The organism is Laceyella putida (assembly GCF_042665195.1).
Taxonomy (GTDB): Bacteria; Bacillota; Bacilli; order Thermoactinomycetales; family Thermoactinomycetaceae; genus Laceyella; species Laceyella putida.
In genome coordinates this window covers 1-14,671 of record NZ_JBHTBW010000046.1, presented here as the reverse complement: position 1 = coordinate 14,671, position 14,671 = coordinate 1, and the positions used below count along the sequence as shown (strand labels likewise).

General features: G+C 49.1%; 13 protein-coding genes. 10 read left to right on the top strand and 3 right to left on the bottom strand.

What is annotated here, in order from left to right:
- Window positions 1–180: 180 nt before the first annotated feature.
- Window positions 181–1,314 carry a DUF418 domain-containing protein gene (locus tag ACFQNG_RS13965; protein ID WP_379865913.1) on the top strand — a complete coding sequence of 378 codons (1,134 nt, stop codon included), beginning with the start codon at window positions 181–183 and terminating at the stop codon, window positions 1,312–1,314.
- A 298-nt stretch (window positions 1,315–1,612) separates the two neighbouring features.
- Here ACFQNG_RS13965 and ACFQNG_RS13960 read toward each other — a convergent pair whose 3' ends face one another.
- Complete coding sequence (locus ACFQNG_RS13960) at window positions 1,613–2,152, bottom strand: flavodoxin family protein (protein WP_379865984.1); 540 nt, start codon at window positions 2,150–2,152, stop codon at window positions 1,613–1,615.
- A gap of 131 nt (window positions 2,153–2,283) precedes the next feature.
- Window positions 2,284–2,910: a TetR/AcrR family transcriptional regulator gene (locus ACFQNG_RS13955; protein WP_379865911.1), complete on the bottom strand. Its 627-nt coding sequence runs from the start codon at window positions 2,908–2,910 to the stop codon at window positions 2,284–2,286.
- Window positions 2,911–3,103: 193 nt separating this feature from the next.
- Between ACFQNG_RS13955 and ACFQNG_RS13950 the strand changes: the two genes are divergently transcribed.
- From ACFQNG_RS13950 to ACFQNG_RS13915, 8 genes are all read left to right on the top strand, one after another.
- Window positions 3,104–4,321, top strand: a complete 1,218-nt coding sequence (locus ACFQNG_RS13950; protein ID WP_379865909.1) for an acyl-CoA dehydrogenase family protein — start codon at window positions 3,104–3,106, stop codon at window positions 4,319–4,321.
- Window positions 4,322–4,349: 28 nt separating this feature from the next.
- Window positions 4,350–5,123, top strand: a complete 774-nt coding sequence (locus tag ACFQNG_RS13945) for an SDR family oxidoreductase (protein WP_379865906.1) — start codon at window positions 4,350–4,352, stop codon at window positions 5,121–5,123.
- 39 nt (window positions 5,124–5,162) lie between these two features.
- On the top strand, window positions 5,163–6,053 hold the full coding sequence (locus ACFQNG_RS13940; protein ID WP_379865904.1) for a 3-hydroxyacyl-CoA dehydrogenase family protein: 891 nt from the start codon (window positions 5,163–5,165) through the stop codon (window positions 6,051–6,053).
- A complete protein-coding gene (locus tag ACFQNG_RS13935; protein ID WP_379865901.1) occupies window positions 6,043–6,825 on the top strand; it encodes an enoyl-CoA hydratase/isomerase family protein in 783 nt (260 codons plus the stop codon). Before ACFQNG_RS13940 ends, ACFQNG_RS13935 begins: the two co-directional genes overlap by 11 nt.
- 66 nt (window positions 6,826–6,891) lie before the next feature.
- Window positions 6,892–7,947, top strand: a complete 1,056-nt coding sequence (locus tag ACFQNG_RS13930) for a phosphotransferase family protein (protein WP_379865899.1) — start codon at window positions 6,892–6,894, stop codon at window positions 7,945–7,947.
- 27 nt (window positions 7,948–7,974) lie between these two features.
- On the top strand, window positions 7,975–9,714 hold the full coding sequence (locus tag ACFQNG_RS13925) for an acyl-CoA dehydrogenase family protein (RefSeq protein WP_379865897.1): 1,740 nt from the start codon (window positions 7,975–7,977) through the stop codon (window positions 9,712–9,714).
- Window positions 9,715–9,772: 58 nt separating this feature from the next.
- A complete protein-coding gene (locus ACFQNG_RS13920) occupies window positions 9,773–11,443 on the top strand; it encodes a long-chain fatty acid--CoA ligase (protein WP_379865894.1) in 1,671 nt (556 codons plus the stop codon).
- A gap of 51 nt (window positions 11,444–11,494) precedes the next feature.
- Complete coding sequence (locus ACFQNG_RS13915; protein WP_379865892.1) at window positions 11,495–12,274, top strand: enoyl-CoA hydratase/isomerase family protein; 780 nt, start codon at window positions 11,495–11,497, stop codon at window positions 12,272–12,274.
- A gap of 448 nt (window positions 12,275–12,722) precedes the next feature.
- Here ACFQNG_RS13915 and ACFQNG_RS13910 read toward each other — a convergent pair whose 3' ends face one another.
- Complete coding sequence (locus ACFQNG_RS13910; RefSeq protein ID WP_379865890.1) at window positions 12,723–12,923, bottom strand: hypothetical protein; 201 nt, start codon at window positions 12,921–12,923, stop codon at window positions 12,723–12,725.
- Window positions 12,924–13,587: 664 nt separating this feature from the next.
- Here ACFQNG_RS13910 and ACFQNG_RS13905 point away from each other — a divergent pair.
- A complete protein-coding gene (locus tag ACFQNG_RS13905) occupies window positions 13,588–14,262 on the top strand; it encodes a deoxynucleoside kinase (RefSeq protein ID WP_379865887.1) in 675 nt (224 codons plus the stop codon).
- Window positions 14,263–14,671 lie beyond the last annotated feature (409 nt).

Here is a 14,671-nt window from a genome sequence, read left to right as displayed (position 1 = left end):
TTTGTCAATGACACAAGCCGGACACATGAACTGCTTAACATAACCCTCCGCTGGTCATTTGTGCTTGGCATAGATTTTTTGTGGAGTTTTAGCTATACAATTTGGCCTAGGAAGAAAAAAAGTTGTTGATTTTCTTTAGCATGGAAGTTGGCATCAAAGACTAACTCATGGAGGCATGATATGCATAGAATTAGATTGCTGGATGTTTTAAGAGGATTTGCCATTATTGGCACACTTGGGACGAACATTTGGATTTTCGCCGATCTGGGGAGTCTGGAAGCCATGTTTTCGAATTCAGACGCGCCATGGTGGACAAATCCTGATCATATCATCGCAACGGTGGTTTCGCTTCTTGTGAACGGTAAGTTTCTGGGAATGTTGACCATTATGTTTGGCGTTGGTCTGGAGTTGAAAAGAAGAAAAGCGGCACGCCTTGGTCAAACATGGCCTGGATTATACTTGTGGACATCTTTTTTATTGTTGGTTGACGGGTTTTTGCATTACTTACTCGTGATGGAATACGACATTTTGATGAGTTATGCCGTAACCGCCATGATTGTCGCTTTTATCGTGGAACGGGGCACCCAGGCGATCAAAAGAACCATGATTGCTTTCGGAATTCTTCATGTCTTGATGATATCCTCATTATTCACTCTCCTTGCCATTACAAACCCTCTTCATTCCGACACTTCTATAGCCGATCCTGTAGCGCTTTATCAGTACGGCACCTGGGTGGAACAAATCCAATATCGCTACGATCATTTTTGGTCTTACCGGATCGAGGCGATTGGGATTTTGCCCATGAACATTTTCCTGTTTCTCTTTGGCGTGATGCTGATGCGTTCCGGTGCGTTTGCGCCTGACGAAAAGGGACGAGCAATCAGAAGAAAAATGTTGCGCTGGGGACTCGGACTGGGTTTACCGTTAAATTTGCTTATTTTTGTTCCTGGAGGATTTTTCATTCTCCCTGTGCGTTATTTGTTTGCTCCTATCTTGTCCATGGGATATACGCTAATCGCGAAGATCATGGAAGTTAGTTGGTTTTCCAGTCTAATGGCACGTTTTGAGGAAATAGGGAAAACAGCGCTCAGCTGTTACATGCTGCAAAATATAATCGCTTCCTTTATTTTTTACGGTTGGGGATTGGGTTTGGGCAGCACCTACGGTTCGTTGTTCACAGTGGGGATGTGGTTGCTTATTTCCGTCTTACTGATGGCGTTCTCACATGGTTGGTTGCGTATTTTTCCCACTGGTCCTGTTGAATGGGTATGGAGGAGATTATCCGAACTGCCGGTTAAAAAAAGACAAATATAAAGAGGCCTCATTACTTGGCGGAAACTTCACGTCAAGCAAGCAAAGCTGTCTATAATGGCACAATTGCCAATGGTAAAGCGTACCGCAAGACACATTGTTCTTGATTATCTGTGATTACTGGTTCTTTGAACTCCTTTGCGATCCGCAAAGAGGAGACGGAACAGATTCCGCATAGTCACAATAAATCGAAGTTACAGCGCATAAAAAAGTGCAGGTTCTTCACCTGCACTTTTTTATGCTTTTGTTCACAATAAAAAGAGCAAGCGACACACTTGCTCAGCCACATGAGTATTCAACGTTAGCCGCGTGATTTCAGCATACGGTTAAGATGGTCGGCCTCTTGCAAAGCAACCTCATCATTCAACACTTCGCCCGGCTTGGATCCCCTGCCGATGATATAGCCCGCAAACTTCATATTCATGAATTCAAATATGTACTGGAACTGTTGAACCAGGGGCAATCCTTTGATCTTGGCAGACTCCCCGCCGGAAATGATCACGTAAGCGGGCTTACCCTTCATTTTGCCTTTAAAATCATAGGCGGTGTTTCGCAAGCTTTGCGACCAACGGTCAACAAAGTTTTTCATATGGCCGGACATGCCATACCAATACAAAGGCGTGCTGAAAATAAGAATGTCACTGTCCATCACTTGTTGGATCACATCTTCATAATCATCGTCAACCGGATCAAAGCCGTTCTCTGTATGACGTTGGTCGACGATGGGGTGAATGTTCTTTTCGCTCAGTGTAATCCATTCCACATCGATCCCTTCGCACACACGACGTGCAAGGGTCTCTGAATTCCCATTCTCACGGGAGCTTCCCAGGATGACGGATATTTTCATTTAAAATCACCCTTTACTCAGATCTTTACTAATACGCGTTCACTGGTGGACGCATTTTTAGTTGAAGTAAGTATATCACAGCCGGGGTTTAAGAAAAATGGCCTCCTCGATCGATAGGCATCATGCTATTCAAGCGGAGGCATTTCATCCTTGACGAAGATGGATTCTTTAAAGAGAAGGGAGAATTGTTCGGCCAACTCCAGGATGTTTTCATCAGTCCGTTCCTGTTTGAGCAAGTAGTCCAGAGCCCCAAGCACCATCCCGTACAGGGAAGCGATGGCCAATTCCCTGTCAACATTCCGACACAATCCTTTATCCATGCTCCAAGTGATGTCGAATTCCAACCGATGAAGTAACTCTTTCATGATTTTGTCCCAGAGTTTGTTTGCGTCCTCTTCCAGGTGCCGCATTTGTTTTAAAACAGTCATCACTTTCCTGTGCGTATTGCAGGTGTAAAAAACATTATAAATGCTGTTTACCGTGCGTTTATATATACTTTTTTCCGCGGAGGGGGGTTTTTGATAACGGGTGGTGATCATTTCATACACTTCATTTGCCTGTTCGATTAACACATCCAGTTTAGATTCGTAGTATTGATAAAAGGTCCCATATCCCAAATCGGCCGAATTCATGATGTCCTTTACATTGGTCTGGTGGTAACCCGTTGTGAGAAACAAATGCAATGCCGCTTGGCGGATGGCGTTTTTGGTTTTGGTTTTTCTACGCTGTTGCCGGTTTTCTTTCATCGTCATAAGAAGAACACCTCATTTTTAATTTAATAAATAATAAGATATATTGACAATAATATATTATTATACGACAATTTAGATAGATTGACACCTATGTCAATATTGATGCAAAGATCATTATTGGGTTGGCATCATGGGAGATCTTGGTTGATAAGGAATGGCACTGATCGTGCTTAAAGGGGAGGGAAGGCAAAGCGTGAATTTTGATTACTCGGACAAGGTTAAGCGGTGGCGGGACAAGTTGGAGCAATTTATGGAAAAGGTGATTTACCCCAATGAGAAGGCGGTAGAAGCGCAGCTGAACCAACAGGGGACACGCTGGAAAAATCCGCCGATCATGGAGGAGATGAAAGCAGAGGCGCGCAAGGAAGGATTGTGGAATTTGTTTCTGCCTGACAGCACATACGGGGCCGGACTCAACAACCTGGAGTATGCCCCTTTGTGCGAATTGATGGGGCGTTCGGTTATCGCACCGGAGGTTTTTAACTGTGCGGCACCCGACACCGGGAATATGGAGGTTCTTTATTATTATGGAAGCCAAGAGCAAAAGGAAAAATGGTTGATCCCTCTTTTGGAGGGAGAGATCCGCTCGTGCTTTTCGATGACGGAACCGGATGTGGCTTCCTCCGATGCAACCAATATGCGCACACGCATTGAGCGGGACGGGAATGAGTATGTCATCACCGGGCGCAAATGGTGGTCATCCGGAGCGGGCGATCCCCGTTGCCGGTTTGCCATTGTCATGGGGCTCACCAATCCCGATGCGCCAAAGCATGAACGTCACTCGATGATAATCGTGCCGCTGGATGCGCCTGGCGTGGAAATCATCCGCACGTTGCCTGTTTTTGGCTATGATCATGCCCCGCATGGACATGCGGAAATCGAGTTTAACCAGGTGCGTGTGCCCAAAGAAAATATCATTTGGGAAGAAGGGAAAGGATTCGCCATTGCCCAAGGGCGCTTGGGACCTGGGCGCATTCATCACTGCATGCGGTTGATCGGTGTGGCGGAACGGGCGCTTTCCATCCTGTGCCAGCGTGCGCAAACCCGGGTGGCATTTGGTAAGTCTCTTGCGGAACAAGGAGTGGTTCAGCAGTGGATAGCCGATTCGCGCATCGAGATTGAACAGGCGCGCTTATTGACATTAAAGGCGGCCTACATGATGGATCGAGTAGGGAACAAAGAAGCGCGCAAAGAGATTGCCATGATCAAGGTAATGGCGCCCCAAGTGGCCTTAAATGTGTTGGATCGGGCGATACAAGCACTGGGTGCCGCAGGGGTGTCTGATGATTTTCCTTTGGCCATGCATTGGGCCAATGCCCGCACCCTGCGTATTGCCGACGGTCCGGATGAGGTTCATCGCATGTCTGTGGCCAGATTGGAGTTAAAGGAGCAGTCTGTTCATCGACAGTAGCAAGACTATTTTGACCGGAGGGAAGCGCATGCATGTGAGTGAGCTGTTTAGTCTGAAGGGGAAAACGGCGATTGTCACTGGCGGAGGCCGAGGACTGGGGGAACAAATCGCGACTGGGTTGGCTGAGGCCGGTGCCAATGTGGTGGTTTGCTCGCGAAAGGTGGAAGCTTGCCAAAGGGTGAGTGAGCGGCTAAAGGAGCATGGGGTCCAATCCCTGGCTGTTTCATGTGATGTCACTGATCCACATGCGGTGAAACAGGTGGTGGAAGAAACGGTGAACGCCTTTGGCCGGATAGACGTTTTGGTGAATAACAGCGGGATGTCTTGGGGAGCCCCCGTTTTGGACATGCCTTTGGACAAGTTCAAGACGGTCATGGAGGTCAATGTCACCGGAACATTCCTCATGTCTCAGGCTGTGGGACGGAAAATGGCGGAACAGAGGTCGGGCAAAATCATCAATATCGCTTCCGTGGCCGGGCTGACGGGCACCGATCCGCGTGTGCTGGACGCCAGCGGGTATCATGCAAGCAAAGGGGCGGTCATCGCGTTCACCAAAGATTTGGCGTGCAAACTCGCCCCCTACGATATTCATGTCAACGCCATCGCGCCTGGGTTTTTTCCGACCAAAATGTCCAAAGCGGTGTTGGATTACCGGGGAGAAGCCATATTGGAGCGGACGCCGCTGAAGCGATTTGGCTCGGAGCGCGATTTGAAAGGCGCGGTTGTGTATTTGGCTTCTCCCGCTTCCGATTATGTCACCGGTCATGTGCTGGTTGTCGACGGCGGCATGAACGCGATGTGAGAACTTGTTTACGTAACACGGATCATAAGAGAGAGGGGAATGAACATGGCTGACATTCAAACCGTTTGCGTTGTTGGAAGCGGTTCCATGGGGCATCAGATCGCTATGCTTTGCGCATTGGGCGGCTTTCAAACTTTTCTTCAGGATGTGCGGGAGGAGGCGTTGAAGCGGGCCGAACATTCATTGCGCGAACGGATGAACGACTGGGTGGAGAAAGGGAAAATCTCCGAGACGGCAAAGAATGACGCGTTTTCCCGTCTCGTCTTCACTACTGATCTGAAGGAAGCGGCGCAAGGTGCCGATTTTGTCATTGAAGCGGTTGTGGAGAAATTGGAAGTGAAGCGGGACGTGTTTCGCCGTTTGGACGAAATAGCCCCCGCCCATGCGGTTCTCGCGACCAACAGTTCCACGATCGTCAATTCGCTGATTGCCGATGTAACTTCCCGTCCGGAAAAAGTGTGCAACATGCATTTTTTCTTTCCGCCCTTGGTCATGGATTGTATCGAGGTGGTTATGAGCGATCAAACATCGGATGAGACGGCGCAAGTGGTGTTGGATGTATGCAGGAAGATCAACCGGAACGGCATTTTGCTGAAAAAAGAAATTTCCGGATTTGTCGCCAACCGGATTTTGGGGGCTATGCAAAGAGAAGCGCTCAACCTGTACGAACAAGGGGTGGCCGATTACGAGGATATCGACTTGATTGTGACCAAAGCGCTTGGCCATCCGTTGGGCCCCTTTCAACTGTTTGACCTATCCGGGATTGATGTCGCTTATTATGTGATGCAGCAACGGTATGCGGAGACAGGTGACCCTGAAGACCGTCCGACAAAGACGCTTGAGGAAAAGGTTAACAAAGGGGAATTGGGACGCAAGACGGGCAAAGGATTTTATGAATACGACGAAAAGGGGCGAATCCGTGGTGAATGAGCGAGTCCACCTGGAGAAACGAGACGGCATTGCCATTGTAACGATTGACCATCCACCGCTCAACGTGTTGAACCAACAAGTGTTTCGGGAATTGGAGCGATCTTTTCTTGAGATCGAACAGGATGACTCGATTGTTGTGGCCATTGTGACAGGGGCGGGTGAACGGGCGTTTGTGGCGGGTGCGGATATTAAAGAGTTTCCCCAAATGATCGGAAATCGCGAGATGAAAAAGAAAGTGATGGAGGCCCATCAGGCATTCAACCGTATCGACAGTTTGCCGAAACCGACCATCGCCGTATTGAATGGCTTGACCCTTGGCGGCGGATGTGAATTGGCCCTCGCTTGTGATGTGCGCATTGCGGAGGAGCATGTGCAAATCGGACTCCCTGAAATCAAGTTGGGCATCTTTCCGGGAAGCGGAGGTACGCAACGCCTGCCGCGTTTGGTCGGTGCGGGAAGAGCCAAAGAACTGATGTTCAACGGTGAACCGGTCAGTGCCGGTCACGCCTTAAACATCGGTCTTGTCAACGCGGTGGTGCCAACCGGAACGGGACTGGGAGAGGGACTCAAATGGGCCGGCAAATGGAAAGAAACCTCCCTGCAATCTTTGTCGCGGATCAAACGGGCTGTTGACCGGGGCTTGGAAGTGCCGCTGTCGGAAGGAATCGAGCTGGAAGCGGAGTTGTTCGAGGAAATATTTCAGACTGAGGATGTTAAAGAAGGGGTGCAAGCTTTTCTTGAGAAGCGCAAGCCCGTTTTTCGCCATCGGTGAAGGGTGGATTGCGATTGATTAAGATGCGGGACGAAGTCAATACGAAAGTGAAGGGGGTTACGGAAAATGCCAAGGGAAACCATTCCTGTGCGTAAAGGGGAAGAGTTGGATGCGAGCAAGTTAGCGCGTTTTTTGCGGACGCATTTTGAACTGGAAGACGCCGTAGTGGAAATCGAGCAATTTGCCGCGGGCCATTCCAATTTGACCTACCTGGTGCGCGTGGGAAGTTGGGAAGCGGTGTTGCGGCGTCCTCCCAAGGGGCCCATCGCTCCCAAAGCCCATGATATGGAGCGGGAATTCCAAGTTTTGAAGCGGGTGCACCCTGTGTTTCCCCTTGCACCCATGCCACTGGTTTACAGCGGGGAACAAGAGGTGGTGGGAGCCCCCTTTTTCCTGATGGAACGGAAAACAGGAGTCGTCTTGGACACTTCTTTTCCCCATGGGTACACACCGACGATGGAGAAATGCCGCCATTTGTCGGAGATGTTTGTGGATGCCCTGGTTCGGCTTCACGATATCCCTTATCAGGAAGCGGGAATGGGTGACCTCAGCCGGCCGGAAGGATTTTTAAGGCGGCAGGTGGAGGGATGGATACGGCGGTATGACCGGGCGAAAACAGACGACATCCCCGGAGTGGAGACGGTGACCAGGCAGTTGGCCAACCGGGTTCCGCCATCCCCTGAGCCCACCATCATCCATTATGACTATAAACTGAATAATGCCATGTTTGATCCGGAGCTCACTGGATTGGTGGGGCTGTTTGATTGGGAAATGGCCACTGTCGGCGACCCGCTGGCCGATGTGGCTTGTGCCATGAGTTATTGGGTGGAAGAAGGGGACCCGGATTTCCTGAAGAAGGCTTTTGGCCAACCTCCGGTTACCGTGCTTCCCGGTTTTATGACCCGGGAGCAAATGATGGAGGATTATGCGAAGAAAAGCGGGCGTGACTTTTCTTATATCGAGTATTATCTGACTTTTGCTTATTTTAAGCTGGCGGTCATTTGCCAGCAGATTTATTACCGCTGGAAGCGTGGGCAAACGCAAGATGAGCGTTTTGCCAGACTGGGAGAGATGGTGCGTGCGTTGATCCAACTGGCCAGACAATATGCTGAGCGCGGCTGATGGGATGTGTTGAAAGGGGAGAGAGCGATGGAACAGGGGAAGGTGGCCGGGGGTTCTTTCCTGGTGGAACCCGCGTCGCCAGACGCATTGTTTACGCCAGAGGCATTGTCGGAGGAACATCGCATGATTGCCCGCACTGCCAAGGGGTTTGTGGAGAATGAAGTGGTGCCGCGGATGGAGGAGATTGAACAACAAAAAGAGGGGCTAATGGTTCAATTATTGCGTAAAGCGGGTGAATTGGGCTTGCTCGCCCACAGTATCCCGGTATCATACGGCGGATTGGGATTGGACAAGATCACCAAGGGAGTGGTGGGTGAGGCGCTGGGCCGCTCCGGATCGTACGGGGTGGCTCACTCTAACCATACCTGTATTGCCACACTGCCCATCACTTATTTCGGAACAGAGCAGCAAAAGGCCACCTATTTGCCAAAATTGGCATCGGGGGAATATTTAGGCGCTTATTGCCTGACCGAGCCCACTTCCGGTTCTGACGCACTCGGGATCAAAACGACGGCGGTTTTAACGGAGGATGGCTCCCACTATTTGCTGAACGGGACAAAGCAGTGGATCACCAACGCCGGTTTTGCGCAAACTTTCATCGTTTATGCCAAGGTGAACGGAAGCCAGTTTACGGCTTTTATTGTGGAGAAAGATTTTCCGGGGCTGTCATTGGGACCGGAAGAAAAGAAAATGGGCATTCACGGTTCTTCCACCCGCTCCGTCTATTTGGAAGATTGCCGAGTGCCGGTGGAGAACGTGTTGGGGGAAGTGGGCAAAGGGCATCTCATCGCCTTTACGGTTCTTAATCTGGGACGGTTTAACCTTGGATTCGCCTGTACGGGTTCAGCCAAGTTGGCTTTGGAACTGGCTTTGTCCTATACGAAGGAGCGCAGGCAATTTAATCGTTCCCTTGCTTCTTTTGCGGCTACGCAGGAGAAAATCGCCGTCATGGCATCGCGCGTTTTTGCGGCGGAATCGCTCCATTACCGCACGGCGGGGTTGTTGGAAAATGTGCTTGCCGATGTGGACAAGGAGACCGATCCAGCCAACGTGGTGGCGGCGCTAAGTGAATACGCCATCGAATGCGCCGCTTGCAAAGTGTTTGGATCAGAGACGTTGGATCAGGTGGTGGATGAAGTGCTCCAGCTTCACGGTGGGTATGGGTTCATGCGCGATTACCGCATTGAACAGATGTACCGGGATTCGCGGATTAATCGCATATTTGAGGGGACGAACGAAATTAATCGGCTTTTGATCCCTGACTTTTTGTTCAAAAAATCGGGTAAAGGGCAACTCGCGCTTGAGGTGGCCATCGAACAGGCGCAGGCTGAATGGAAATCGGGAGGGACGTTGTCGGAGGGACAAGGGATAACTTCTATCATCCGGCGTTGGTTTCTTGTGATGTGCGGACTGGCGCGGGAAGCATATGGATCGGGGCTCAATTCAAGACAAGAAGTGCTGATGAAACTGGCGGACTTGGGAATTATCTTATATGCAGTTGAATCAGCGGAGTTAAGGGCCGACAAGTTGGGCTGGATGGGGCGATCAGCCGAGTTGGCGCGGACGTTTGCGGAAGAGGCTCTCGTGCAAAGCGAAGGGATTGTCCGCAGGTTGATTGGTTTGCTCGCAAACGACAGGCAGGTGGAAAGCGACATGTTGACCATGTTGCAAAAAGACGCTGGTCAATATCATCTGGCGGGAATGGCTGAACAGCGGAAAAAGTTGGCCGAAGAGTTGACCCAGTTGGGGGAATATGCCGTTAATTGATAGTCAGATTGCAGGCGATTTGCCACGCCAATAAGTCAAACGGATTGGGAGGAGAAAGATGTTATCCAAACATTTTGCGCATTGGCCACCGTTGCTTCCCAAAACATTGACGGTACCGTGTACCCCGATTGATGACAATTTGTTTGTTGCGGCGAGAAGATATCCGGACAAACCCGCGGTGATTTATTACGGAGGCGTGTTAACTTACCGGGAAATAACGGATCAAGTGGAGCGGGTAGCCGGCTTCCTGGCAGAGCGGCTGAAAGTGAAACAGGGAGATCGGGTTGCCATTTATATGCAAAACTCCCCGCAGTTTGTTGTGGCCTACTACGCCATCCTGCGGATCGGGGCGGTGGTGGTTCCCATCAATCCCATGAACAAAACAGACGAGCTGGCGTTTTTCGTCCAGGATTGTCAGGTGGAGGCGGCGTTTGTTGGCCAAGAGCTGGCAAGCCAAGCGCTTCCTCTATTGAAACGGGGAAGCTTGAAACACCTGATCATGGCTTCCTACTCCGAATACGCCAATCCGGAACGATCTCCATCGACATCGTGGCCCAAAGAAGTGCAGTTGCCACCACAATCCTTCACCGAGCAAGGGGTGACAAGTTGGAGAGAAGTGTTATCCGCTCGCCTTAAACCCGAGGAACGCCAAGTGCGTGCGGATGACTTGGCGGTTCTTCCCTATACATCAGGCACAACGGGGAAACCAAAAGGCTGTATTCATTCGCACAGGACAGTCCAAGCCAATATTTTTGGCGCCCAGACATGGGCAAGCCTCACCTCCGATACGGTTTCATTGTCATGCTTGCCTTTCTTTCACGTAACGGGCATGGTTCATTCGATGCATGCCCCGATTTTAAACGGTGGAACCATGGTGATCATGACGCGATGGAACAGGGAATTGGCCGCGGAATGGATCGAACAGTACCGTTGCACCCATTGGATCAATATCAGCACGATGCTGGTTGACTTTCTGGCGCAACCGACGTTGACCGCTGAGCGATTGGATTCGCTTCTCTTCATAGGCGGGGGCGGGGCCTCGCTTCCGAAAGCGGTGGGCGAAAAGTTGTATGAGTTGACCCATTTGCGCTACGTAGAAGGTTACGGGCTTACGGAAACCATGTCGCATAGTCACTTTAATCCTCCGGGAAGACCAAAGTTGCAATGCATGGGCATTCCATCTTTTGATGTGGATGCGCGAATTATCGACGTTGAGAGTGGACGGGAACTGGGCGCGGGAGAGGAAGGAGAGCTGGTGGTTCACGGGCCCCAAGTTTTCCAAGGATATTGGGGGCGGCCGGAAGAGACGGAGAAATCGTTTATCACGATCGGAGGGAAGCGTTTTTTCCGTACAGGGGATATTGCGCAGTACGATGAGGAAGGGTATTTTTTCATCGTGGATCGGTTAAAGCGGATGATTAACGTATCCGGATTTAAGGTGTGGCCGACAGAAGTGGAGTCGATTTTATACCAGCATCCAGCCATCCAACAAGTTTGTGTTGTCGGCATGCCGGATGGGAGAAGCGGGGAAGCAGTGAAAGCCTATATTATCCTGCGGGATCAAGTCGCGGGTGGGGCGGACAAAGAGGCGATCATTGAATGGGCCAGGGAACGGATGGCCGCTTACAAGTGCCCGAAGAGCATCGAATTCGTTTCCACGTTGCCGATGACGAGCACAGGCAAGATCTTGTGGCGCGTATTGCAGGAAAAGGAATTCAAAAATTCATAAACGTGAGGAAACGAGCAATATGGCTAATGAGTACGAAAGGTGGAAAAGGAAATGGCAAACGAACATCTGTTGATGGACATCGATGACCGGGTGATGGTCTTGACATTAAACCGCCCGGAAGTGTTAAATGCCTTCAGCAAAGAAATGTTACTCGGCTTGCAGGAAGCGTTGCAAAAAGCCGAGCAGGATGAGAACATACGCTGCATCGTCATCCGTGGAGCCGGAAGATCATTTTCCGCCGGGGGCGATGTGAAACAAATGGGACAGGCTAGTGCTAAAGAATATTATGATCATATCGGGATTCTGAATGGCTTGATTGAGCAAATGACGAGTTTGGAAAAACCGTTGCTTGCCGTGGTTCATGGTTATGCCGCCGGAGCGGGGGTTTGTTTGGCGATGGCGTGCGACATGATCATGGCGGCGGCAGAGAGTCGATTTGCGCTCAGTTTTGCCCAAGTGGGCCTGATTTCCGATGGTGGTGGTCTTTTCTTTCTCCCCCGCACGCTGGGATTGTATCGGGCCAAAGAATTGTTGTTCACGGCAGAACCCATCAGCGCCGCCAAAGCGGAGGCGTGGGGAATGGTAAATCATGTCGTTCCGCTTGAGCAACTGGAATCGGAAGCAATTGCCTTGGCCCGCAAACTGGCCAATGGCCCCACTGCGGTATATGGCAAGATCAAGCGAATCGCCAACCGTGCCCTTTTGGGCGACCTGGCAGATATCTTGGAGATGGAGCGGGCTACCCAAGCGCTGATGGTCACCTCTTACGATCACCAAGAAGGGGTCTCCGCGTTCCGGGAAAAAAGAAAGCCGCACTTTAAGGGGCAGTAACCCGTTGACAGGCCTTCCGTCGATAAACATCGAGCGGAGGGCTTTTTGCCAATCAGCAATATTCCAGTCATATTGTGTGCTCAGCTGAAATGTGGTTATAATAAATCGTTAGATCGATAAAATCTGTCGGCACAGCAATAACATGCGTGCTTGAACCCTCGGTCTTGCCATTGCGCAACGCTTGGCTAAATGGAATCCACGTGAATGATGAGACAAAATACAACAGACTCCTACCAAATAGGGCAGGGTTTATACACCCCTGCCCTTTTGTTTATACAGTATTATTTCAATGATTTCCAAAGTGGATACGGTATCCCCTTTCTGCAGTAACAAGGTTTCAACACCTTCTGCCCGACACTCCTTGTATGAAGCCAAGTACCTCTCCTCAGTTAACGGAGGGAAGATAGTTTTACTTCACTCACTTTGCTTTTCTGGAGGATCAACCTGATTAACTGGAATCGCTTCCGGTATCACTTGTTATGTGATCAGCATCTATAACTCCTGGATTTGGCTGATTATATTGATTAATATAAGGATCATGATGATTGGGTTGTTGTTTCTTCTTTAGCTTTGGTAGTACAACAACAGTGACAGCGGATATTAAAACGATTCCTAAAACTAAAATTCCTAGCATAAAGTCTCTATCCATCCATTCACCTGCTTTTGCAAAATATTTTCTTACCATCAGCAAAATTCGTATTATTATAAAATTTACCCATTTTTCCTTCTAATCATGCCGATATTTGTGGGCACCGCTAAACAATGTCAAACGTTAATGAACGAGAACAGGGATCCAGGGTAACCTGATGATGTTCCACCTTTAAATCCACAAAAGCATGAAGATTGTCAATAAGGATAGTTAAAAGAAAACCTATATCGGTGCATGCTCCTTCAATGCACAACAAATCTGGGTTCAACCAACGTTGAATGCGTACGATAATGTTTCGCAAACAAAAAAGTAAGAAGGACCCCCAAGAGCCGGGGGAAGGATATCATGTGATTTTCTATGATGGAAATGTTGAGGATTTAAAACCTCGATATTTGGACGATGAATCAGAAATATATGAAGAGGGACAATCAAGGGGCGGCCGTGTCATCGAATCCATTTGGCCAAAATAAGAGATTGAATATGGGAAAAGAACCGTGGTTTCAATTGAAGCGAACGAAATAATCCAAACGTCAAATTTTTCCCTAGCATCTTTGCTTAAATTGATGGTATCATCAATGAGTTGCTATTTACATAGCCGTTATGATAACAAATGAAATGAACGACTTTTAACCGATATAAGCACGTTGGTTTAGAGGTGAACAAGATGGTAGGGAGTGACGAACTAGTGATTGTAGTCGGTGGGATGATCGGATTGGGAAAAACCAGTGTTGCGACATTATTGGGAGAGGCGTTGGGCAGTAAGGTGTTTTATGAATCTGTTGATGACAACCCGTTGCTTCCCTTGTTATATACCGCTTCTGAAGATGAAAGCGAACGGATGCGATATCCGTTTCTGTTGCAATTGCATTTTCTGGATACGCGATTCAAGGCGATCAAGCGCGCATTAACCGACAGAAAAAATGTATTGGACCGCAGCATTTATGAAGATTGGTATTTCGCCAAAACCCTCAATGGATTGGGTCGCATCAACGACTTGGAATTCCATGCGTATGAACGGCTACTTGACAACATGCTCGAAGAAATTGAAGGGATGCCCAAAAAAGCTCCCGACTTGATGGTGTATCTCAGCGCTTCCTTTGACACCGTGTTGAAACGGATTAGCATGCGTGGACGCGAGTTCGAACAGGATCCCAGCCTAGTGGAATACTACCGCACGTTATGGTCTGGCTATGACGACTGGGTGCAGCATCATTATAAAGCTTCGGAAGTCTTTGTGGTGGATATGGATCGGATCGATGTGGTAAACAATAAGGAAGATGCGGAATGGGTGATCAGAGAAGTCAAAGCAAGATTGAACAAAATGGGTATCAGCGTTTAAATGTTATATGCCATAGGGGGACTCGCTCGCTGGAGGCTCCCTTTTCTATTCTATGCGCTGATATGATGGAGTTGGACAGCACTTGAAAAAGCGATAAGGCGTCAGAGCGGAAACCGAAAAAATGATTTTATATAATTTAGCTGATTTTGTAGGTGGAAAAGAGGAAAACGAATCGATTTTGTTGAAAAAGAAAAATCGATAAAGATAGGAGGTGAAGCTCCATGAAACGTCTGCACGGCGAACCGCCTCAAGCATAATTTACATAATGCAAGAGGTTTCTGGAAAAATGACTGAATAGTCGGACAATTGAACGGATAAGACACGCAGCAAAAGCCTTCCTTGATGAGACTGATGCAGAAAGATTACTTAAAAATGATTATTCTACAGTTTTTGGAACCAAAACGGCTCA